Source organism: Cellulosilyticum lentocellum DSM 5427 (genome assembly GCF_000178835.2).
Taxonomy (GTDB): Bacteria; Bacillota; Clostridia; order Lachnospirales; family Cellulosilyticaceae; genus Cellulosilyticum; species Cellulosilyticum lentocellum.
In genome coordinates, this window is record NC_015275.1 from 3882496 (window position 1) to 3904184 (window position 21689).

23 protein-coding genes are annotated in these 21689 nt (G+C 32.5%); all 23 read right to left on the minus strand.

The features are described from left to right. Positions 1 to 29 precede the first annotated feature (29 nt). The 23 genes from rplA to CLOLE_RS18000 all read right to left on the minus strand — a co-directional run bounded on the left by rplA (position 30) and on the right by CLOLE_RS18000 (position 21682). Positions 30 to 725 (minus strand): 50S ribosomal protein L1, encoded by a 696-nt coding sequence (gene rplA, locus CLOLE_RS17895; protein WP_013658523.1) that lies wholly within the window; start codon positions 723 to 725, stop codon positions 30 to 32. A gap of 95 nt (positions 726 to 820) precedes the next feature. Then, on the minus strand, positions 821 to 1246 hold the full coding sequence (gene rplK, locus CLOLE_RS17900; RefSeq protein ID WP_013658524.1) for a 50S ribosomal protein L11: 426 nt from the start codon (positions 1244 to 1246) through the stop codon (positions 821 to 823). Between the two features lie 127 nt (positions 1247 to 1373). Next, a complete protein-coding gene (gene nusG / locus CLOLE_RS17905; protein ID WP_013658525.1) occupies positions 1374 to 1892 on the minus strand; it encodes a transcription termination/antitermination protein NusG in 519 nt (172 codons plus the stop codon). Between the two features lie 14 nt (positions 1893 to 1906). Next, a complete protein-coding gene (gene secE, locus CLOLE_RS17910) occupies positions 1907 to 2098 on the minus strand; it encodes a preprotein translocase subunit SecE (RefSeq protein WP_013658526.1) in 192 nt (63 codons plus the stop codon). A gap of 36 nt (positions 2099 to 2134) precedes the next feature. Next, positions 2135 to 2287, minus strand: coding sequence for a 50S ribosomal protein L33 (gene rpmG / locus CLOLE_RS22600; protein ID WP_083801311.1), 153 nt, complete (start codon positions 2285 to 2287; stop codon positions 2135 to 2137). A gap of 131 nt (positions 2288 to 2418) precedes the next feature. Then, positions 2419 to 2850 (minus strand): hypothetical protein, encoded by a 432-nt coding sequence (locus CLOLE_RS17915; protein ID WP_013658527.1) that lies wholly within the window; start codon positions 2848 to 2850, stop codon positions 2419 to 2421. A gap of 52 nt (positions 2851 to 2902) precedes the next feature. Further along, positions 2903 to 4093: a flagellin lysine-N-methylase gene (gene fliB / locus CLOLE_RS17920; protein WP_013658528.1), complete on the minus strand. Its 1191-nt coding sequence runs from the start codon at positions 4091 to 4093 to the stop codon at positions 2903 to 2905. An 81-nt stretch (positions 4094 to 4174) separates the two neighbouring features. Then, positions 4175 to 4867, minus strand: coding sequence for an acylneuraminate cytidylyltransferase family protein (locus CLOLE_RS17925; RefSeq protein ID WP_013658529.1), 693 nt, complete (start codon positions 4865 to 4867; stop codon positions 4175 to 4177). A gap of 61 nt (positions 4868 to 4928) precedes the next feature. Further along, positions 4929 to 6092 carry a UDP-N-acetylglucosamine 2-epimerase gene (neuC, locus tag CLOLE_RS17930; protein WP_013658530.1) on the minus strand — a complete coding sequence of 388 codons (1164 nt, stop codon included), beginning with the start codon at positions 6090 to 6092 and terminating at the stop codon, positions 4929 to 4931. Further along, complete coding sequence (gene neuB / locus CLOLE_RS17935; protein WP_013658531.1) at positions 6085 to 7086, minus strand: N-acetylneuraminate synthase; 1002 nt, start codon at positions 7084 to 7086, stop codon at positions 6085 to 6087. Before neuB ends, neuC begins: the two co-directional genes overlap by 8 nt. Positions 7087 to 7096: 10 nt before the next feature. Then, positions 7097 to 7468 carry a hypothetical protein gene (locus CLOLE_RS17940; RefSeq protein WP_041713084.1) on the minus strand — a complete coding sequence of 124 codons (372 nt, stop codon included), beginning with the start codon at positions 7466 to 7468 and terminating at the stop codon, positions 7097 to 7099. Further along, complete coding sequence (locus CLOLE_RS17945; RefSeq protein WP_013658533.1) at positions 7461 to 9512, minus strand: sulfatase-like hydrolase/transferase; 2052 nt, start codon at positions 9510 to 9512, stop codon at positions 7461 to 7463. The genes CLOLE_RS17940 and CLOLE_RS17945 overlap by 8 nt, the downstream gene beginning before the upstream one ends. A 16-nt stretch (positions 9513 to 9528) precedes the next feature. Next, positions 9529 to 10656 carry a phosphonopyruvate decarboxylase gene (gene aepY, locus CLOLE_RS17950; RefSeq protein WP_013658534.1) on the minus strand — a complete coding sequence of 376 codons (1128 nt, stop codon included), beginning with the start codon at positions 10654 to 10656 and terminating at the stop codon, positions 9529 to 9531. Positions 10657 to 10695: 39 nt separating this feature from the next. Continuing rightward, entirely contained in the window at positions 10696 to 11823 is a 1128-nt protein-coding gene (locus tag CLOLE_RS22095) for a phosphonoacetaldehyde reductase (protein WP_013658535.1), read from the minus strand. Between the two features lie 3 nt (positions 11824 to 11826). Beyond that, a complete protein-coding gene (gene aepX / locus CLOLE_RS17960) occupies positions 11827 to 13122 on the minus strand; it encodes a phosphoenolpyruvate mutase (protein ID WP_013658536.1) in 1296 nt (431 codons plus the stop codon). Then, the gene (locus tag CLOLE_RS17965; RefSeq protein ID WP_013658537.1) at positions 13122 to 13835 is read right to left on the minus strand and encodes a phosphocholine cytidylyltransferase family protein; all 714 of its coding nucleotides are present in this window, start codon (positions 13833 to 13835) and stop codon (positions 13122 to 13124) included. The genes aepX and CLOLE_RS17965 overlap by 1 nt, the downstream gene beginning before the upstream one ends. Before the next feature lie 15 nt (positions 13836 to 13850). Beyond that, positions 13851 to 14366, minus strand: a complete 516-nt coding sequence (locus CLOLE_RS17970) for an adenylyl-sulfate kinase (protein ID WP_013658538.1) — start codon at positions 14364 to 14366, stop codon at positions 13851 to 13853. 17 nt (positions 14367 to 14383) lie between these two features. Beyond that, complete coding sequence (locus CLOLE_RS17975; RefSeq protein WP_013658539.1) at positions 14384 to 16408, minus strand: sulfatase-like hydrolase/transferase; 2025 nt, start codon at positions 16406 to 16408, stop codon at positions 14384 to 14386. Further along, entirely contained in the window at positions 16405 to 17061 is a 657-nt protein-coding gene (locus CLOLE_RS17980) for an acetyltransferase (RefSeq protein ID WP_013658540.1), read from the minus strand. Before CLOLE_RS17980 ends, CLOLE_RS17975 begins: the two co-directional genes overlap by 4 nt. A 38-nt stretch (positions 17062 to 17099) precedes the next feature. After that, positions 17100 to 18083, minus strand: a complete 984-nt coding sequence (locus CLOLE_RS17985) for an NAD-dependent 4,6-dehydratase LegB (protein ID WP_013658541.1) — start codon at positions 18081 to 18083, stop codon at positions 17100 to 17102. A 26-nt stretch (positions 18084 to 18109) separates the two neighbouring features. Then, positions 18110 to 19156: a nucleotidyltransferase family protein gene (locus CLOLE_RS17990; RefSeq protein WP_013658542.1), complete on the minus strand. Its 1047-nt coding sequence runs from the start codon at positions 19154 to 19156 to the stop codon at positions 18110 to 18112. A gap of 3 nt (positions 19157 to 19159) precedes the next feature. Continuing rightward, positions 19160 to 20332, minus strand: a complete 1173-nt coding sequence (locus CLOLE_RS17995) for a LegC family aminotransferase (protein WP_013658543.1) — start codon at positions 20330 to 20332, stop codon at positions 19160 to 19162. Between the two features lie 90 nt (positions 20333 to 20422). Beyond that, on the minus strand, positions 20423 to 21682 hold the full coding sequence (locus CLOLE_RS18000; protein WP_013658544.1) for a motility associated factor glycosyltransferase family protein: 1260 nt from the start codon (positions 21680 to 21682) through the stop codon (positions 20423 to 20425). Between the last annotated feature and the right edge of the window lie 7 nt (positions 21683 to 21689).

Consider the following 21689-nt stretch of genomic DNA (forward strand, 5'->3'; position numbering starts at 1 on the left):
TTTACATAAGTTTTACGATTTTAATATTTTTATTGATCAGCTTTCATTGGGTTTACTTTGATTCCAGGACCCATTGTAGTTGATACTGAGATGCTACGAAGGTATTGACCTTTTGCAGCAGCTGGTTTTGCTTTTATAACTGCACTCATTAATGTGTGGAAGTTGTCTTGTAATTTTTCAGCACCAAATGATACTTTACCAATTGGAACGTGGATAATATTAGTTTTGTCAAGACGGTACTCGATTTTACCTGCTTTGATATCATTGATTGCTTTTGTTACGTCCATAGTAACTGTACCAGCTTTAGGGTTTGGCATTAAACCTTTTGGTCCAAGTACGCGGCCTAAACGACCAACAACACCCATCATATCTGGAGTTGCTACTACAACGTCAAATTCAAACCAACCTTCGCCTTGGATTTTTGGAATTAAATCCTCTCCACCAACGAAGTCAGCGCCTGCTGCTAAAGCTTCATCAGCTTTTGCACCTTTAGCGAATACTAAAACTCTTTGAGTTTTACCTGTACCATGTGGTAATACGATAGCACCACGAACTTGTTGATCAGCATGACGGCTGTCTACACCTAATTTAATGTGAGCTTCAACTGTTTCATCAAATTTAGCAGTTGATGTTTTTCCTACTAATTCAAATACTTCTGCTGGATCATAAACCGCTGCACGGTCTACTAATTTAGCAGCTTCAATATATTTTTTTCCTCTTTTCATCACTTTACCTCCTTGTGGTATTAGCGGGGCAGTGCCCTCCCACGTAAATAAGTTTACGCGCCTAATTTATAAATTGATTAAAAACCGATTAATAATTATTCTTGAACTGTGATACCCATTGAACGAGCTGTACCAGCGATCATGCTAATAGCTGCTTCAAGGCTACCTGCGTTTAAGTCAGGCATTTTAAGTTCTGCAATTTTTGTAATTTCTTCTTTAGAAATTGTTGCAACTTTTTGTTTGATAGAGTTTGGAGAACCAGACTCAAGTTTGCAAGCTTTCTTTAAAAGAACTGCTGCTGGTGGAGTTTTTGTAATGAAAGAGAAAGATCTATCTGCATATACAGTAATTACTACTGGAATGATAAGACCTGCATCTTTAGCTGTTCTTTCATTAAACTCTTTTGTAAATTGAACGATATTTACACCGTGTTGACCAAGTGCTGGACCAACTGGTGGAGCTGGTGTTGCCTTACCAGCTGCAATTTGTAATTTAATCATACCTGTAACTTTTTTTGCCATTACCGTTACCTCCTAAAAAATGTGGTATTCGCGGGGAATTCCCTCCCACTCGCGCGCTTTGTAATTTAATGATTACTCATATATTGAAGTCTACATTTAATTAAGTGTAGCTTCCTTTTGAGAAGTACTACTCAAATATTTCTACTTGATTCATACTAATCTCAACAGGGAACTCTCTACCAAATCCGCTTACTGATACAACAATGGTACCTTTAGATTGGTGAATTTCTTTAACAATTCCTTCAGAATTTTCAAAGGCTCCTGTAAGTAGGGTCACTGCGTCCCCTATCTTAACTTTAGGAGCTGGTCCGTAAAGTTCGATCCCCATGTTCTTTACTTCTTCTAATGAAAGACTAACTGGTTTAGAGTCTGGCCCAACAAATCCTGTAACTCCTCTAGTGTTTCTCACTACATACCAAGTATCATCAGTCATTACCATCTTAACTAATACATAACCAGGGAATGTTTTACGTTGAACAGTCTTTTTAACACCATTCTTTTCTTCTACTTCTTGTTGCAAAGGAACTTCAACGGCATGGATGAGCTCTTCCATATTACGATTTTTAATCGCTTTTTCAATATTTGCTTTTACTTTGTTTTCATATCCTGAAAAAGTATGAACTACATACCATCTCGCCTTTTCCATAGATCGTTCCTCCATTATAATAATCCTTTAATTAAGTTCTCAAGAACTCCAATTCCGCCATTAATAGCAAAGTCCATGATATAGATTATAATTGCTACAATAATAGATAATCCTAAAACATTTAAGGTCAATTTAGTAAGTTCCTCTTTGTTAGGCCATACAACTCGTTTGCTTTCAGCAATGAAGTCTTTAAAAAACCCTATCATAAATCCACTTCCTCCCTGGCGTACTTTTACACAAAACTATTTTTTAGTTTCTTTGTGTAATGTGTGTGTTTTACAGAATCTGCAGTATTTCTTTGTTTCCATGCGGTCAGGATGTGTTTTTTTATCCTTAGTCATGTTGTAGTTTCTGCGCTTGCAATCTTCGCAAGCTAAAGTAATTTGTACTCTCACGTTGACACCTCCACTTGAGTAAATCTCTTTTAAAAATTGCCATAAAAAAAAGACCTATTTAGGTACAAACTAAATATACCATAATAATAAATAGGTCGTCAAGTTTATTGTTTTAGATTTTTTTGTAAAATTTAGGTTTTTGTTTGTTGCTTTCGATAAGCTTCTGCTACTTTAGAATTATTTATAGGAAGTGTTACTTTATCTATTCTTTGTTTACTTCTAGACTGCATTAATAATAGATTCTTTTGCTCCTCTTCCACAATGAGATTTTGTAACTTCAATAGATATCCTACTCGCTCCTGTAAGCGTTCAATTTCTTTTTGTTCTCTTAAATTAGATTTGCTCTTATCATATAACCGTTGAAAAATTTCTTCTTCTTTTTTTAAATTTATAGTAAGCTCTTCTTTATAATCAGCCATCTGCTCTAACAAATCTAGCATGTTATTCTCCTCTTCTACAGTTGAAGTGTTACTCAGCAATACAGTTGCTTGATTATCTGTCAATGTTTTTATTTGATTTAGAAACTCTATAATAGTATCTAAGCTTTTAAATAAACTTTCCATCTCTACCACCTATTTTCTTATATTAACTCACTATAATGAATATGTTAGCTCTTTATCTAGCTAAAATGGCTACAGCCGCTAATGTATTATATCCATCCTCTTTACATTGCCTATAAATCTCATCAATAAAATCTGTATGGTGCTCAACTACCCTAGAAAAAGAATAAACTATCTCTACTATCTCATCAAATGCTAAACGTTTTTGATTACAGTACCATTTAGCAATTAACATCTGTTTTATAACCGCATAGTTTATAATTAAGTTCATAATTTCTTTATTGAGATTACTTGTCCATATCACATTCATAACATTAGTATATAAGCTATACACAATAAAATGCTCTAATAGATATTTTCTATCTGTAAAGTATGTGTCAAACTCACGCTCTATCTTTTCAATCATTACCCCTTCATCTGCTATCTTTTGTGTAAAAGTATTTATATCATCAATGCATACATTAAATCCTTTGTTTACCACACTCACACTAGTCCTTGCCTGTAATACTGCTTTAACAAAAAGATTCTTACGTTCCGTACTAGGTTCAATCTTGTCTAGCTCTTCATTAACATCAGATCGTTGAATGAAACTCTTAACTTCTTTTATGACACTTGTAAAATCACTGTATTTCTTCTCCTCAATAACTTTCTGTACTTTTCCTTCTACTAACTTTATAAAAAGCAACCTTTTCCATAATGCAATTTCTCTAAATTGTGCAATATCTATTAGCAAAGCTCTAGTCTCCCAAATCATATCATGCATCTGCATATCATACTGTGTTTGTACACTATTGCGATAATCTAGTACACTCAATTCCTCTTCTTCCATCAAAAAACTTAATGGTTCTTGAGAAGCCAACAGTTTCTCTACAACTTCAGGGCAAGATAAACTAAGTCTTCGTTCGCATCTATCGTAATATCTTACAATTGTTCTAGGATATAACTTGCACGTATTAGATAAGTATTCTTCTCCTAAGTTGATATATATGTTACACAGATTTTTCGCATCTAAAAATGGACATTTTCTATCTTCTAAATTTATTTTAGCGTAGATTAATTCATAAGTTTCTTTTCTATTTCTAGTAATCCGCCCATTTAAATAGCTTCCAAATTCTCCTTTTATTTTTCCGTACTTTATAAAACTTTCTTTGTCGATATGTATATTCCAGTCTTGACAACAGTGCTCCCTACAGTCACTTCCCGTACATTTAAAACTACTATAAAACTCTGGCTTTAGTATTTTCACGACTCACCCCATATGAACTTTTATTAGTGCACTAATCTTCCTATCATATTTTGTCTCCTAAGTTTCAATTATCTGCTACTTTTATAAGTTATCTAATAAAGCTTCTGCATATTTAAAATCATAAATATCATCTATATCTACCGAATGATACTTATCCATTATATATGCATAACATCTAGCTTCATAAAAGTTCTCATACTTGAGATAATACGATGTATTACATAAATAAATAGCCCCATTTAATACATATGTTTCTTTCTGTTTTTGTCTTATAGAAGGTATTCCCTTTAACAACCCATCTAAACAGTTGTTTTCCTGTAAATACATCATTAAGTCTTGTGAGTGATTAGCCTTACATACACTCACCACTGCATTGGCTTGCTCTTTTCTAAGTACTTCTATACTTTCTAAAATATTTTCAGCTGTCCTTAATGGTGAGGTTGGTTGCAACAACATAAAGTAATCATAATCTTTCCCTTGCTTCTTCAACTCTTTTAAAGTATGTAAAATAGCTTCTTTACTTGTAGCTGTATCTCCACTTAGATCATTCGGACGTAAAAATGGAGCACTTGCTCCACTTTTTATAGCTATATTCTGATAAAGTGATGAGTCTGTTGATACAATAATATCATCAAATATATTTGCCTTTTGTGCCGCCTCTATTGTGTATGCTATTAATGGCTTATTCTTTAATAACATAATATTTTTATCTTTTAGTCCTTTGGACCCACTTCTTGCTGGAATGATTGCTAGAAATGATTTGTTATTCCACATATTCACACCCCTATTAGCAGTATAGTACAACTTATTTACTTTTTATATTTTTAGATATAGATTAATTATAGTCATAGAAATGTTTTTTTAACCCCTTAGGCTTATTGCTTAAAAATACTTTAACAACTTTCAAAATATTATCTGATGTACTTGACTGTTCATAGGGATTGTTATACTCCAACATTTTCCCTTTACATTCTTCTCCTAATGCATAGGTAATTGCATCTTTGATTGCTTCTCGCTGTGACTCACAGTTAATAACTGTTCTACTACATACTCTCCCTCTTTGCCGATTACCTATATTAATTGTAGGAATATGGAAAGATGGTGCTTCAATAATACCACTTGATGAATTTCCTACTACAAAATCACAGTATTTCAGTGCACTTAAATATCTAAGTTGTCCCATACTTGTAAATGCTATTGCTCTTTTAGGATATCTTTCAATATATTCATCTATTAACTTATTAATTTGCCTTCCCTCTGTATCTGCATTAGCTTTAGTAAAAATTAATTTCACATCTGGGAATTCATCTAGTGCCATTAATAATTCTTTAAACTGCCTTCCTGCACTTTGCTTTTCTAATGTAACTGGATGAAAAGTTACTATTGCCAATTTAGGTTCTATAGGAAACTCTATAGATTCCTCAAGGCTTTCTTTTGTCAATAAAGGTATATTCTTTATATTCTCTACCCCTAATGCTCCAACATTATATACCCGTTCAGGATTTTCTCCTAATTGTATCACACGTTTTCTATATACTTCTGTACTAGTAAAATGTAAATAGCTCATCTTAGTAATAGAATGCCTGAAAGCTTCATCAAATGCACCTTCAGTGAGTTCTCCCCCATGCAAATGTGCTATATGAATATTGGCTATAGTTGCCGCAGTCGCTGCTACAAAGGTTTCATATCGGTCACCTAAAAGTATCACTAATTCTGGTTTGGTTCTATCGTACACTTCTGCAAAACTAATCAACCCTAATCCCATTGATTTAGTCACTCCGATACTTGTATCAGAGCTTAAGAGCATCTCAATCTTTTCTGCTATAGGATAACCATCTGCTTCTATCTGCTTATAAGTATGTCCAAATTCCGGTGAAAGGTGCATGCCTGTTACTATTAGGCATAATTCTAGGGTAGTATCCTTATGTATTTTATCAATCAAAGGTTGTAGCAAGCCATATTCTGACCTTGTACCAGTTACTACTGCAATTTTATTCATCTTCAATCAGCTCATCCTTTTCATAATTTCTTAGGGCTTTCCTTCCTATCACTTCATCCCATTTCATAGGGCTTATTCCATTACCGGGTCTTTTTACATTTAAATTCTCCTCCGTTAATCTTTCTCCTAGATTAATAGGTCTTGCAGCTACAATACTTTTTCTAGCCACTGCTATATTCTTTGTTTCTGAAGAGGACGGAACTTTCTCCCCATTTCCTAATGCCATTTCAATATTTCTAATGGCTACTACCATATCCTTTAATTCTTGTGGTTCTATACTTGCTTTGTGATCTGGTCCTTCCATTGTTTTATCTAAAGTAATATGCTTTTCTATTACTTTAGCTCCTAATGCTACTGCAGCAATAGGTACTTCTATTCCTAGCGTATGGTCTGAATATCCCACTTGTAATTGGAATTTGTTCCTTAGAGTAAGCATTGCATTTAAATTAACATCCTTCATAGGTGTAGGATATTCAGTATTACAATGTAGAAGTGTGATGTCTTTACTACCTTGGTTATAGAGTACTTCAATACATTGATTTATTTCGTCAATTGTACTCATACCAGTAGAAAGAATAATTTTTTTCCGAAGGCGTCCTATTTCTCGTAAATAAGGTAAATTTGTTATTTCCCCTGATGGAATCTTATAAATCTCCATGCCTACTTCTTCAAGAAATCTTATGCTCGGCAAATCAAATGGCGTAGATAAAAATAATATTTTCTTTTGAACACAATAACTTATTAATTCCTTATAATCCTCTTCCCCTAACTCTAACCTTTTTAGCATCTCTAACTGCGTTTCATCCTTGTTAGTCACTTGCTTTTGATATGGTGCTTTTTGAGCATGATTAGAGACCAATTCTTCGCTTTTAAAGGTTTGAAACTTGATAGCATCTACCTTAGCCTCACTAGCAACATCTACTAGCCTCTTTGCTAGTGCTAAATCTCCATTATGATTAACACCTGCTTCTGCTATAATGAAAACTTTCTCCATAACCCTCTCCTTATTTTTTATCAATAAACAATCCTTCCTCTTGAGTCTGAGAATAGGGATTCGTATAGTAATCGTCTCTTTGTTTAAACTGACGCATTTTACGTAATTCTTCTTTAGTATTCTCAAGTTCTAAATTAAATTGTTTCCTATTCTTCTCATCTAACTCTTGTATGCTTGCTAGAATAGCCTTTTCTTCATCACTCAACTCCTTATGTTCCCGCTTATTAAGTTCATCTATTTCATCCATTACCCTTTGCTTCTCTTCAAGTAGATTAATAACTTCGTCTATTTCTGATTGCATAATACTCTGCTCTTGCCTCTTTGTCAGTTCTAATAACTTCTCTAACAATTCTCGCCTCATTATTTTCCCTTTCTTATTCATATAATCTATTCTTTTTTACATGTTCTTTAATTATATTATAAAAATGTTCATATATACCTTCATCTTCTATAATAGCTCCCTTTTTATCTTTTATAGTCATAACATAATTAATATTAAAGGGAATTCTACCATCTTGTAATACTCTTTCTTTTGTAATAAAACTTACATCATAATCTTTGGTTCTAATAAATGCTTCATAGGGGTTTCCAGGATAAATCTCCTCAGCATATGAATATCCTCTCTCTGCTCCACCACAGAATCTTGGAAGACTTCCATCCCTTTCCTTACTCAAAGGATCCTTTATTTGTGCAGCATCAAGTAATATAGGTAAATAATCTGTAATTTCAGTATATTCTTCGCATATTCCTTTTTTATAACCTTTAAATAACATGGGTACTCTTGTTCGTTCCTCTTGCAATAAGCAATCTTCTTCTTTAACTAAATATGCTTGTCCATGATCTGACATAAGTGAAACAATAACATTATCTTCCTCAAAATGAGTTTCTATATAATGAAAAAGTATTCCTAGGTATAAATCTAATTCTTTTATTGATTCTCTATATCTAGCGATTCTTGTTTCCGAATAAGATTCATAAACAGATTTTTTCTTTTCTTCTTTAAGGTATTTTCTAAATTCCAAGCCCATTTGGGTTTGTTGCAATATACTCCTATGTTCCTCCGAACCAGCATCATGTATATCCATAAAACCTAGCCACAAATACTGATTGGTATCCTTAAAAGTTTCTATATGTTTAATAGCTTCTATTACCACATCTTTCCCATCCATATTAATATGACTCGGCTGGTAAATAGTGCGATCTATTCCTCTAATATATCCATAGGTTGGCGTTACACGATAAACACCATCTATTTTAGCCGTAGTGTAGCCCGCTGTTTTAAACAATTCAAAAAGACTAGGTTGATTTTCAGGTAAAGTCACCTGCATTTTTGGATGAAATACTCCATGATTAGTTGTATATAAACCTGTGCATAAACTAGCTGCACATGGTAATGTCCAATCACCTGTTGTATAATTATTTGTAAATATACAGCCATTTTTAAAATAATTGGCTGTATTGGGCATTAACTGTTCTATACCTTCTAATTCTAAAAAAGAATAAGATAACCCGTCTATAAAAATAGAAAGTACCAAATCCTTTTTGGTAGTATCTTTCTCAAGCAAAATAGGATCCCCAACAACAATATCATTATTACTTATAAGTCTATATTCCCCACTAACTTTATAATACTGATACTGTAGTACTCTTTCACTGCTTAATTCATATATATTGCCTGTATTTATCTCTATTATTTCAATAGTAGTATCTTCTTGTAAATAAGCTATTGGTAAAATAGTATGCTTATTTGGAGTTCCTCCATAAAATTCTTTTGCCTTACTAGCTTTAAAGATTTCACATTTAGTCATAAATCGTAGACTTTCAATATCCTTAACTTTAATTCTATCTTCATAATTATAATAGCCCACAAAATAAGATTTACCTGCATGCTCTACCCAATCTCCAAAGAAACTTTCCTCATTATAATTCTTCTTTGGAAAAAAAGTATAATTACTTGAAATAAAACTCTCTTTTGCCTCTTTTACTATTTCAAGAATATTTTTATATTCATTACTTTTACTTTCTGCTGTTTGTGTTTTTGCTTCAATCTGACTACATATTTGATCTACAGCATTTTCTATACTCATTTCTATCTTTTCTTCTTTTGAAAGTTCCTGTATAAAAATTGCTCTGATATAGTATTTTAAAGCTTCTTCATATTCTCCTCTTTCAAAACAAATCCGCCACATACAATAAAGTAACCCAACATGATTCACATTAAGTTCTAAACCTCTGTTACCAACAGCTTTGGCAAGTCCATAACTACCTTTTAGATAATATAGGTTTGCTTCAATAACATAAAAATCCGGATCATACTGAAAGATTGACTTCACTTCTCTAATAGCTACTTTGGCCTCATCAAACCTACCTTCTTGGATTAATTGTTGTATGCTATCCTTAATTATTTTATATTGATATTCTATCATAAATACTCACCTCTTATTATCTGAGATAATTCATTAGTAACTCTTTATTTTGAATAGGTGAAGTTGTGGGTCTCCCTAAGTCTTTTCTAACATCTAAATTAACCTTCACTTCTATAAATGTAGGTCCTTTTATTGTTGCACTCATACTCAAGCATTCCTTTAGTTTTTCTTCATCTGATACTGAGAAAGTATTCCTATAGCCAACAGCTCTTGCTATTTCACCTAAATTCATACTATTAACCACATTAGGTATTCCTCCTACAGTCTCATGTACACCATTATTCAACACAATATGGACGTAATTATGTGGTTTGCAAGCCCCTATTACACCAAGGGATCCCATATGCATTAGTAACGCTCCATCTCCATCTATACAGTATACTAGCTTTTCTTTTTTCTGCATGGCTATACCTAAAGCAATCATAGAGCTATGTCCCATACAGCCTACGGTAAGAAAATCTTTTTCATGAGTCTCTACGTACTTTTCTCTAATTTCAAATAGTTCTCTAGAGGCTTTTCCTGTAGTTGAAATAAAAACGCTTTCTATAGGCGCTAATCTCGTAATTATCTCGATTGCTTGCTCACGGCTCAACCTTCTATTTTCTATATCTAATTTAGGTCTTGGTAACTCTTCAATACTTGCCTTTTTTACAACAATAGCTACTTGTTTATTAAATCGTAATTTATTTCTTAACTCCTCCAGACCGGATAAAAATTCTTCAACTGAAGTTGTCTTATCTATCACTATATATTCAATCTCTAGACATCTTAATAATTCTAAAGTGATTTCCCCCTGAAAGACATGTTGTGGCTCGTCTTTTACCTTTGGTTCTCCACGCCAACCAATTACAAGCACCATTGGAATAGCATAAACCTTCTGATGGGTAAGAGAAGTAATTGGATTAACAGCATTCCCAATACCGCTATTTTGCATATAAATAAGAGGAATCTTCCCTGTAGCCAAATAGTATCCTGCACATAAGCCGACCGCAGCACCTTCATTTGCACATACTATATGTTGCTCTGAAATCCCGAACTTCTCTAATAGAAGATTACAGAATCCTTGTAACTGTGAATCAGGTACCCCTGCAAAAAATTCAACGCCCAATGTCGCTATACTATTATAAAATTCTTCTGCTTTCATCTGTTCTCATCCTCCTAACCATATTCATCTATTTCTTTATTAAAGTAATGCAATTAAAAGTTTATTTACATCATCTACTCCTAGATTTATTGGGTTGTTATCCATACGTCCTTTTGCTATAGATTCCTTTGCTATATCATTAATCATCTCTCTAGATATACCCCAATAACTCAGCTTAAGTTCTTTTTTTGCCACACTATTTAGCCAAGACTTTAAACCGCCATACTGCGTAAATAATCTTTCCAATTCTTCTTCCTCCTCGAAAGATCCCCGATTTAGCTCATATATTGATGATAATGTCATCGCTACTGCAAAACCATGTTCAACTCCGTGATTTAGAGTTAAGGGATAAGATATAGAATGGCTAGCTGTAGTTCTTGTTTGAGAAAAAGCTAATCCAGCTAGTACTGAAGCTGTACATAATTTTCTTCTATACTCTATATTCTCCAAATCTATTAAGGTCATTTCTAAGTACATCATAATAATTTCCATACTCTTTAATGCCATATTTCTAATAATAGGATGTGTGGCTCTAGACCAATACGCTTCTAATGCATGTGCAAATGCATCTAGTGTAGTTGATAAGGTTAACCTTTTTGATAATTGACACATTAATTCAGGTATAATAATTGCTTTCTTTGGATAAATAAGCTCCATTTCCACTGAATACTTTTTCTTTTCCTCTTCATCCCAAACAGTAGACCATTTTGTAAGCTCTGCACCCGTTCCTGCTGTAGTTGGTATAGCAATAACAGGTAGTGTGGCTTTTTGAGTTGAATATGCTTTTGTTTTTATACATTGTCGTATCTCTTCATTCTCTACTAAATTCTTAAATGGATATGTAAGAAATATACTTAGTACCTTAGCTAAATCAATAGCACTTCCTCCACCAATAGCAATAATTTGTTCTGGAATAAAATTTCCCATTTCATTGATTGCTTTTTTAATATGTTTAATATCAGTATAACCTAGTGGACGATTCAACCAATAGATTTCACCCAATTTCTCTATTCGCATGACATCTTCTTTTATGCAAAAACTTTCTAGCAAATGTAATGAACAAATTAGAAGGCTCTTTTTCTGACGGGCTTCTTTATTTATAAATTCTTTCAAATATCCTATTTCTTCATATATTATTTCTGTTGGAGGTAGTTTAATACTTGTCATAAATTATCTTTCCTTTATTAAGGTTAATATCTCTTTAACCGGCATACATAATTTATCTACTTCATAAGCTCTCTCATTTTCTAGGATAACTCTAGCAGTATTTTGCATTGCTGGAAAAGCACTTCTAATGAGTTGATTTGCATAAATAACTATATTAATCCCATGATTATATAATTCCTCTTCATATACTTTATTGAAGGTAGTTGGTACTACAATAATAGGTGTTTGTTTATTCTGCAGCCTAAATGCATCACAAAAAGCAAATATTTCATCTGGCTCTTTTTTTCTAGAATGAATCATAATACCATCAGCTCCGGCATTCACATAAGCCTGCGCTCTTGCTAAGGCATCTTCCATCCCTTTTTCCAAGATTAGACTTTCTATTCTAGCTATTAACATAAACTCCTTAGTTTTAAGGGCTGCTTTTCCTACTCTAATTTTCTCACAAAAACTTTCTATACTAGCTTGGTCTTGATGAACTTCTGTACCGAACAAACTATTTTTCTTAAGCCCTTCTTTATCTTCAATAATAATAGCAGATACACCCATACGCTCTAAAGTTCTAATATTAAAGTTAAAATGCTCTACTAACCCGCCAGTATCTCCATCCAATATAATCGGCTTAGTGGTTACTTCTAGAATTTCCTCGATAGTTTTTAATCTAGAAGACATGTCTACTAATTCTATATCCGGTTTTCCCTTTACTGTAGAATCACATAAACTAGATAACCACATAGCATCAAATTCATTTATCTTGCCATCCTTTTCTAGTTTTGTATTTTCTGCAATTAATCCTGTAATGCCACTATGTACCTCTAGAACTCTAATGGTTCTATTCATCTTTAATAGCTTTCTTAGCCTTGCACGTCTAAACTCTGGCATGGATAATCTTTCCCTCATAGTATTTTCTAAGCATTTAATATTATTGTCTTCTGTGTAAGGAAATTCTACAAGTTCTCCATCCCATTCTTTTAATATATCTATCACTTTACTTCTTATAGATGCTTGATAACCTGTACGCCAATCATCACCATGAACTACATAGTCAGGTTTTACTTTTCTTAAATTATTTGTATAATCCAATTCTTCTTGTACAATGACTTTTGAAACATATTTAATAGATTCAATAATTTGCAATCTCTGTTCTAGATTAATAATAGGATATCTTTTATATGATGCCATTACCTCATCCGTTAGAACACCTACTGTAACTTCACCCAGCTCAGCTGCTTTTCTCAGTATTTCAATATGTCCATTATGAATAACATCCGTTCCAAAACACATATATACTTTTTTCATTATTTCATTCCTCTCAAGTAAGCTCTTATCTTATTCAAGTCTTCTATATTATCAATCTCCCTGCATAGAGCATCACCTATATAGAATGGATAAATAGCTATCTCATCTAGTTGCTCATTAAGGGCTTTTTCTGCATAGCAATTTACTTGTCCTTTCTCACAATACACTTTTATTTGTTCTAGCCATTTGAGCCAGTCTTCCTTATTTAATTTATATAACGGCTGACAAGCTAAAGCTTCATCAAAAAACTCAGTACCTATGGCTTGTACTTTGCCTCCTTTTATAACAGCCTTAAAATCTTTTTTAGGTAAGGGTAGTTTCTCACAAACAACTACACTACTTTCTTTTTCTCTTAATATGGCTTCTAATACACCTTCTTCAAATACTAAATCCCCATGTAATAATACAACATCCTCCCTTAGTTCATTAGCTGCCAGAAGTATGGAATAAATATAGTTGGTTTGACTATACAAAGGGTTATGTACAAATTTAAAATTTATCTGCGAAAAATATCCTGTAAGATACCCTTCTAGTAAATCCTTGTGTGGTCCTGTAGTTATAACAATCTCCGTAATACCTTGTCTTGCTAGTATCTCAATTTGTCTTTCAATAATAGTTTCTCCATTACCTAAGTCAATCATACATTTAGGAATAGTTGTTGTTAAATCTCCCATTCTACTTCCTATTCCCGAATTAAGTATTAATGCTTTCAAATCCCTTCTCCTTTCTTATAATATATATTGATTGTCTCTTAAATAGTTTAATATATCCTCCACTTTGTGTTCTAAGCAATCCAAGGTATTGTTGTCTACGATTAACTCTGGATTCTTGGGCACTTCTGGTTTAATATCTACACCAACTACATTAATGGTTTCACCAATTAAGGCTCTACTATATAATCCCTTCTTATCTCTCTTAATGAGATTTTCCATTGTTACTTCTATGTATATCTCACAGTACTTATTAAAACTAGCTCTATTTCTCTCTTGAATACGATGAAAAGAACCTATCGTTGCACAGACCACATTAATGTCCTGATTATCTAGCATTTTACATAGATTATGTATCTTTTCTGCTTGTATATACCGTTCATCATAACTATACCCATATACCCCTAGTACCTCTCTTAAAATATCACCATCTAGAAATACTGTATTAGGATAAATATTCTTTATTTCATGATAAACTGCTGTAGCTATTGTCGTTTTACCCGCTCCAGCCAACCCCGTAATCCATATAATCATTTACTCTACCTCGTTTACTAAATATATATTTTATTCCATTTCATATGTTCGTCGATTATCTTAAGATACAATTCATTAAAGCTCTCACTTTTAACAATCTCATTCGTCAATTCATCTAATATAGTCATTTCAAATGGTTCTAATATAACTCTCCCATCATACTGCACTTTATTAATGGTCTTAAAATGTACAGTATGTTTTTTAGTATTAATACACGCTTCGTATGAATCACCTGGAAAAAGTGATTCTGTATAAGTATATGATCTTTCTTTTCCACCAAAAAAACTAGGCAAGTTACTATCCCTCATTTGTAAATCCTTTACCTCTATCCCCACTACTTGTGCTAATATTTCTATGTAATCTGTTAACTGGATCAGCTCATTACATATTCCTTTTCTGTATCCTTTAATCATCAAGGGTACTTTTGTTCTTTCTTTTGCAAAAAGTAATTGATTGTTTTTTACCAAATATCCTTGTCCATGATCTGAAACTAAAGTAATCACTATATTTTCTGAGTTGAAGTTTAAATTAATATAATCATATAATATTTGGAGATGCCTATCTAATTCTATAAGAGCTTGTTTATAACGTTCTTTTTTTATAAAGCTAAATTGTTGCTTTACAGATTTGGCTATTTCTTGCTCCTCCTCTCCTTTACAATTAATAGGCAATTTAATTTGTTCAAGTATATTACCTCTGGAAATATCATCTGCTATCTTATGCAGATCCATAAATCCAGTCCACACATATTGATTAGTACCTTTATAAGCTTCAAGTTGCAATATGGTTTCTTCTATTATTTCTGTAGCATTCATCATTAATATAGCTGGTTGATAAATAGTTCTATCTATTCCACGAATATATCCATAAGTTGGAGTTGTTCTCCAATTCCCATCAATTTTAGCTGTTATGTATCCTTCATTTTTTAAAGTTTCAAACAAAGTATCTATTTCTCCAGATAATTCATCAGGTCTATTCGGATGATAAAGCTTATGATGAGTGGTATACTGTCCCGTACACAAAGTAGCAACAGACGGCAATGTCCATTCAGCGCTGGTATAAGTATTCGTACAAATTACTCCTTCACTAAAAAAATTCGCTGTATTAGGCATTACTTTTTTGATTCCTTCTTTTTCAATGAAATCATAGGATAGACCATCGATAAAAATAGTCATAATCAAATCCTTTTTATGCTCATCTTTTTCTAACAAAACTGGATTACCTATAGCTACTGTCTTATTACTTTTAATTGTAAACTTACCCTTTAAAGCATGATACTCAAACTGCTTATTCATATGTGGCTTTATTAAATAGCTTTCTCCATTTTCTAGTTTTATCTCATACTGGGTTTCATCTTCTATTCCTGCTACTGAAACAATGGATATGGTATTATCTCTGCCTGCTTTAAAATACTTTTTACTACTAGCTTCTAATACTTCACACTTATTATATATTCTTTCTCCATAATTAGAATCTAAACTAATCACTTTTTTATAACTGGCTATAAAATATTCTTTATTTTTATATTTTATAAATTCACCTATACTACTTACTTTCTCCTCTACATCTTTGTTAGGAAAAAGCTTATACATCCCATATCTTGTATTAGCATTTAATTCTTCCAATGCTTTACACAATTCTTTTTGTATTTCTTGTTTAATATCAGCTTCAATATCGAGCTCTAGGATTTTATATATCTCACTTAATGATATTTCTATATCTTCTATTTTTGTATTTACATAAACATAATATGCCTTTGTGAAATAATGTATTGCCTCTATATATTCACCTTGTAAATAGTAATTTCTCCATAAACCATATAAGAGCTCAAAATGATATTGATTCTTCTGAACTCCCTTTAACATGACTTCTATAGCATCATTGTATTGCTGATTATACTCATAATACATCCCTTGTAAATAATACAAATCTACATCATTTATTAATGCTTCTTTAATGTCACTTAACAATAATGCTGCTTCTTCTAATTGCCCACTTAATAGTTTATTTTTAATCTCCTGTTTGCTCTGCTCATATTTCATATTTTTCCTCCTATCTTCTCTATTATTCTGCAAGGGATTCCATATGCTGTTTGATAAGTAGGAATATCTTTATTTACTAAACTACCTGCTCCAATAATGCTATTACTTCCAACTTTTTTATATTGTAAAATCGTTGCGCTAGCTCCTATATGAGAGTTTTCTCCTATTTGAACTCCACCACATAAAATGCTTCTAGGTCCAAGGTGAATAAAATTTTCTATATTACAATCATGCTCTATAATTGATCCTGTATTAATAATGCAGTGATCTCCTATGGTGGTGGTTGTATTAATAATAACTCCCTTACCTATAAAATTCCCTACTCCAAATTGAATATTTTCTGCCAGAATGGCTGTTGGATCAATAATATTAGGAAAAGAAAAACCTATTTTCTTAAGCTTATGGTACAATTTGATACGTGCATTAGGTATTCCTATACTGCCTAGACTAATAAAAGCATATCTTATACCTTTTGCATAATAGGACGGTAGATCAGCATCTGTTCCAATAACTTTAATGCCACTTATTTCTTCACCAACTTTTTCTTTAACGTCTATAATTCCAACTATCTCTAACTCATTTGAGTGTATTAATGTATCAATCACTGACTTTGCATGTCCGCCTCCACCGATTAATAAAACACTGGGTTTCACCTTTTCTCCCCCCCTTATACCATACACTATCTTTGGTCTTAAATATTATATATATCTGACTTATATTGACTTAAATGATCCTTAAACCATTCTATAGTTTCAGCTAAACCACTTGATAAGCTATATTCAGGAACCCAGTTAGTTAATGCTTTAATTTTTTTATTACATCCTAACAATCTATTAACCTCACTTTTTTCTGGTCTCAAGCGTTCTTCCTCACATATAATAGTTGCTGATGGATTAATTTGATTAATAAGCTCTTGTGCCAATTCTCCTATGGAAATCTCAATACCTGTAGCAATATTTATTTCTTCTCCAATAGCCATATTACTTTTTGCTATCTCAATAAAGCCTTGCGCTGTATCCTTAACATAGTTAAAATCTCTTGTTGGTGCTAAGGAACCTAATTTTATATGCTTCTCCCCTTTTAATAGCTGAGTAATAATAGTTGGAATAACTGCTCTTGCAGACTGTCTTGGACCATATGTATTAAAAGGCCTTACAATGCTAATTGGCATATTAAAACTTCTATAAAATGACTCTGCTAAGCGGTCAGCACCTATTTTAGTAGCAGAGTAAGGTGATTGCCCTTGAAAAGGATGTTTTTCATCAATAGGTACATATTGTGCTGTTCCATATACCTCTGAAGTAGATGTAATTAAAATTTTACTTGTGCCAAAATCCCTAGCCGCTTGTAAAACATTTAAAGTCCCTTTGATATTAGTATCTACATAAGAATCTGGTGAGTGATAACTAAATGGAATAGCTATTAATGCTGCTAAATGATATACCTGATCTATATCCTTCATCGCTTGCCTCACTCCATTAGGATCTCTAATATCTCCTGTAAAAATCTCTACTTCATTTAAAATACTTTTATCTAAACTATCTAGATGTCCCCAGTTATTAAAGGAATTATAGTAAGTAAATGCTCGTACTCTATAACCTTCTTTTACTAATTGCTCTGTAAGGTGACTCCCTATAAAACCATCTGCGCCTGTTACTAATATTTTTTTCTCCATTTCAATTCCTTTCATTATATAAACTATCAAAGTTTTAATTGTTGAATCATATCTTCCATAGCTTTAACCTCGCCCATATCAAGCCACGCATTTCCTGTTATAGGATATACACCAACCTTTTCTCCTCGTTCTACATATTGATTAATAAGTTCAGTAATATGATAAAATTCATTTTCGGGTATCTCTTTTAATACTTCTGGCTCTAATACGTATAGACCTGTATTGACTTGAAAATTATATTCAGGTTTTTCTATAATATTTTTTATACTCCCTCCATTATGTACCTCAACTACACCATAAGGAATAACATAATTTTTAAGTGAAGTAACCATTGTTATTTTATACTTATTTTCTTTATGATATCGTATAATATCTTCATAATCAGCATCTACTAAAATATCACAATTACTCACAAAGAAAGTTTGCTTCAGAATATCTTTAAGTAAATATAAACTCCCCCCTGTACCTAGAAATTTTTCTTCCTCAATATAATTAATTTGACAAGAATGAGACTTTTCTTCTAAATAAGCTTTTAACATATTCTTTTTATAATTAACAGTTAGATAAAATTCATCACACCCAAATTTTTCGAACTGATTCATAATACGCTCTATGATAGTCAAATCGCCTATTGGAATAAGTGGTTTGGGCAATACTTTGGTATAGGGATATAATCTAGTTCCTTTTCCTCCTGCCATAATAACAACTGGTAGCTTAATTGCTTTATATTGATAATCTACCTCTTCTTCATCATCCCAAAATAATATATCCACTAAATGTTCTTTTTCATTTATTACTGGAATAGCTTGTATACTTTTTTCCTTAAAGTAATGTCTTGCCTTCTTTCTTTCCGTCATATAAACAAAAATAGGCTTATCATTCATAACATACATAACTGGTTGTTCTAAATTGCCATTTTGCAAAATCCATCTTCTAATATCACCATCTGTTATGGAACCTAGTAATCTCTCATTTTCCGTAACAAAAACAATTTTTTTTGCTGTCTCATCTAATCGCTTAATACATTCTATAACTGAAGCATTCGGTGCAATACATAATTTATTAATTTCCATATCCTATCTCCCTACTTGTATATGTTTAAGAGCTTCTACCACCTTTTGTACCTGAATTGTTGTCAAATTAGAACTACACGGCAAATTGATAATACTTTGATGATATTCCTCAGCCTTTTCTATCTTAAAGTTTTGACAACTAGCATATGGTCTTTGCTGATGAATAAGCCCCCATATAGGTCTCGTCTGTATTCCGAAATCTCTCATATTCTGAATCAGCATATCTATACTTATAGAAAGTTTCTTATCTAACTGTAATGAATAAAACCAATAATTCGGTCTTATATTAGAAGCAAACTCTAGCAACCTTACCCCCTCAATTTCCTTGAGTAAATCTTTGTAAAGCATATAATTTTTTTCTTTGACAGCAATAAAATTCTCTAACTGTTCTAATTGTCCCACTCCTACAGCTGCCTGAAGATTGGTCATTCTATAATTATACCCCACTTGATTGTGAATGTAATTTAGTTCATCATCCTTAGCTTGGGTAGATAAATATTTAATCTCTTTAAGCTTTTGCGCATCCTTAGCAACTATCATTCCACCTCCCCCTGTTGTAATAATCTTATTACCATTAAAGGAGTATACGCCAAAGTCTCCAATTGTCCCTAAGAATTTACCTTTATAAACACCTTCTGTGTAATAGCTGCCTAGCGCTTCTGTAGCATCCTCTATAACAATCAAATGATAGTTCTTAGCAATCTTCATGATTTTTTCCATATCAGCTGTATTTCCAAACACATGAACCACTACTATTGCCGATATGTGCTTTTTAGTGCGCTTATTAATTAACTTTCCATTACTCAATTCGCATTCTTCCTTACAGAATTGTTCTAATTTATAGGGGTCTATGGTTAACGTTTCATTACAATCCATAAAAATCGGGGTTGCACCTAGATATTTTACCGGATTGACCGCAGCAATAAACGTTAGTGTAGGCACTATAACTTCCTTGTCTGTATCAACACCACTAACTTGTAAGGCTAAATGTAAACCTGCTGTTCCACTCTGGCAAGCAACTGCTGATTCTACTTTTAAGTAACTTGCTATCTCTTCTTCTAGACGATTAATATATGAACCTGCTGTAGATACCCATTCTTGACTCAATGCTTCTAATACATATTTCTGCTCATTTCCTTTTATATTTGGTACTGAAAGAGGAATAAATTCATCCATACTCTGTACTCCTTTACTTTTATATTGATTCAAATAAAAAGCTTATAGTAATAATCCGCTATTATCTATAAGCCTTTTCTTTTATTTTATTTACTCTCTTCGGCTCATATAGTGTTGTAATACATATGCTAATGTTTGATGCTCACAGCCTTCAATATAAGCCCCACCTTCTGTTGCATTAATAAACTTTATTCCTGGTGTTTTTCTTATCTTTTGTTCAATCCACCACTTAAAACTAAGTAAAGCTAGTGTAGTAGGAATATATTTTCCATGTATATCTTTTACTTTCTTAGTAATACTACCATTTTCGATAGTTGACATACTAATTGAATTATTACAATGAGATTTTAAATTAGTATACGCTAAATCCTGTCCTATAAATATAATAGGGTTAGCCCCAAACTTAATGGCAAGTTCGAGTGCCACTGTGGCTACTGAACCACCAGAATCAATACGACCTTCCTGATTTTCCGGTGATTCTTCAGTATAAGCTATATACTTAGGTCCTCTATAAGCATCAACCACCTTATGATTAGCTGTATTTAAAAATGCCATAGGTACCTGAAGATTTGCAAGCCCTTCTATTTGCTTAAACATTAATTCTTCAGTGGGATCAATAATGCAAAACATATCCACTCTTATTCCTTTTTCAATAAGAAGCTTTAAAGTTCTTCCAGTAGCTAGAATAAATATCTCCTCATTTACTTCTTTTAATAAGTCAATATTTTTATCTAGAGAAGGACCTGCAGATACAATAATAACTGGTTTATTTTTTAAAGTATTATACCAACTACTGATATTAGGATATCTATTCTCATTGTTGTATCTATAATTTTCTTCCACTAGGGTCCTAGTTTGATTGCCAGATTGCCTAACCTTATATAAGTCTAGTATGTGTTTGAATTGGTTTAACTTATGGGGAATCAATTTAACACATGGATGATACATATATATGCAAGCTTGCTTTTCTTGAATTGCTAAAAGCACCTGCTCTATTTGATGTAAATCTTCTGTTATTAGAATCTCATATTGGTTACCTTTTAGCTTTTGTATGGCACTATATGCTTTTATCTTTTCCCATACTTCCAAGTTAACATCCAATACTACAACCCTTTGATAAGGTTCTAATAAGTTCATAAGTGCATTTATATGATATCCCATACCTATACCATATACAATAAAAGCCCGTTCACCTTTTCTATAAATATTTTTCGCCCAAGTTATTCCTTCTTGTATGGGGTCAATACGGCTACATAAAGAAATGGTAGCTTCCTTTTGATTTAGTTCATCAAAGTAAGTTACACTCGCAGTATAACCACCTTTTCTAGCTTCTTTCACATTTACTTTCATAGTTCTT

Coding starts and splice junctions, on each gene's coding strand:
- rplA (WP_013658523.1), bottom strand. CDS start 725: ATGAAAAGAGGAAAAAAATATATTGAAGCTGCTAAATTAGTAGACCGT.
- rplK (WP_013658524.1), bottom strand. CDS start 1,246: ATGGCAAAAAAAGTTACAGGTATGATTAAATTACAAATTGCAGCTGGT.
- nusG (WP_013658525.1), bottom strand. CDS start 1,892: ATGGAAAAGGCGAGATGGTATGTAGTTCATACTTTTTCAGGATATGAA.
- secE (WP_013658526.1), bottom strand. CDS start 2,098: ATGATAGGGTTTTTTAAAGACTTCATTGCTGAAAGCAAACGAGTTGTA.
- CLOLE_RS17915 (WP_013658527.1), bottom strand. CDS start 2,850: ATGGAAAGTTTATTTAAAAGCTTAGATACTATTATAGAGTTTCTAAAT.
- CLOLE_RS17925 (WP_013658529.1), bottom strand. CDS start 4,867: ATGTGGAATAACAAATCATTTCTAGCAATCATTCCAGCAAGAAGTGGG.
- neuC (WP_013658530.1), bottom strand. CDS start 6,092: ATGAATAAAATTGCAGTAGTAACTGGTACAAGGTCAGAATATGGCTTG.
- neuB (WP_013658531.1), bottom strand. CDS start 7,086: ATGGAGAAAGTTTTCATTATAGCAGAAGCAGGTGTTAATCATAATGGA.
- CLOLE_RS17940 (WP_041713084.1), bottom strand. CDS start 7,468: ATGAATAAGAAAGGGAAAATAATGAGGCGAGAATTGTTAGAGAAGTTA.
- CLOLE_RS17945 (WP_013658533.1), bottom strand. CDS start 9,512: ATGATAGAATATCAATATAAAATAATTAAGGATAGCATACAACAATTA.
- aepY (WP_013658534.1), bottom strand. CDS start 10,656: ATGAAAGCAGAAGAATTTTATAATAGTATAGCGACATTGGGCGTTGAA.
- CLOLE_RS22095 (WP_013658535.1), bottom strand. CDS start 11,823: ATGACAAGTATTAAACTACCTCCAACAGAAATAATATATGAAGAAATA.
- aepX (WP_013658536.1), bottom strand. CDS start 13,122: ATGAAAAAAGTATATATGTGTTTTGGAACGGATGTTATTCATAATGGA.
- CLOLE_RS17970 (WP_013658538.1), bottom strand. CDS start 14,366: ATGATTATATGGATTACGGGGTTGGCTGGAGCGGGTAAAACGACAATA.
- CLOLE_RS17975 (WP_013658539.1), bottom strand. CDS start 16,408: ATGAAATATGAGCAGAGCAAACAGGAGATTAAAAATAAACTATTAAGT.
- CLOLE_RS17985 (WP_013658541.1), bottom strand. CDS start 18,083: ATGGAGAAAAAAATATTAGTAACAGGCGCAGATGGTTTTATAGGGAGT.
- CLOLE_RS17990 (WP_013658542.1), bottom strand. CDS start 19,156: ATGGAAATTAATAAATTATGTATTGCACCGAATGCTTCAGTTATAGAA.
- CLOLE_RS17995 (WP_013658543.1), bottom strand. CDS start 20,332: ATGGATGAATTTATTCCTCTTTCAGTACCAAATATAAAAGGAAATGAG.
- CLOLE_RS18000 (WP_013658544.1), bottom strand. CDS start 21,682: ATGAAAGTAAATGTGAAAGAAGCTAGAAAAGGTGGTTATACTGCGAGT.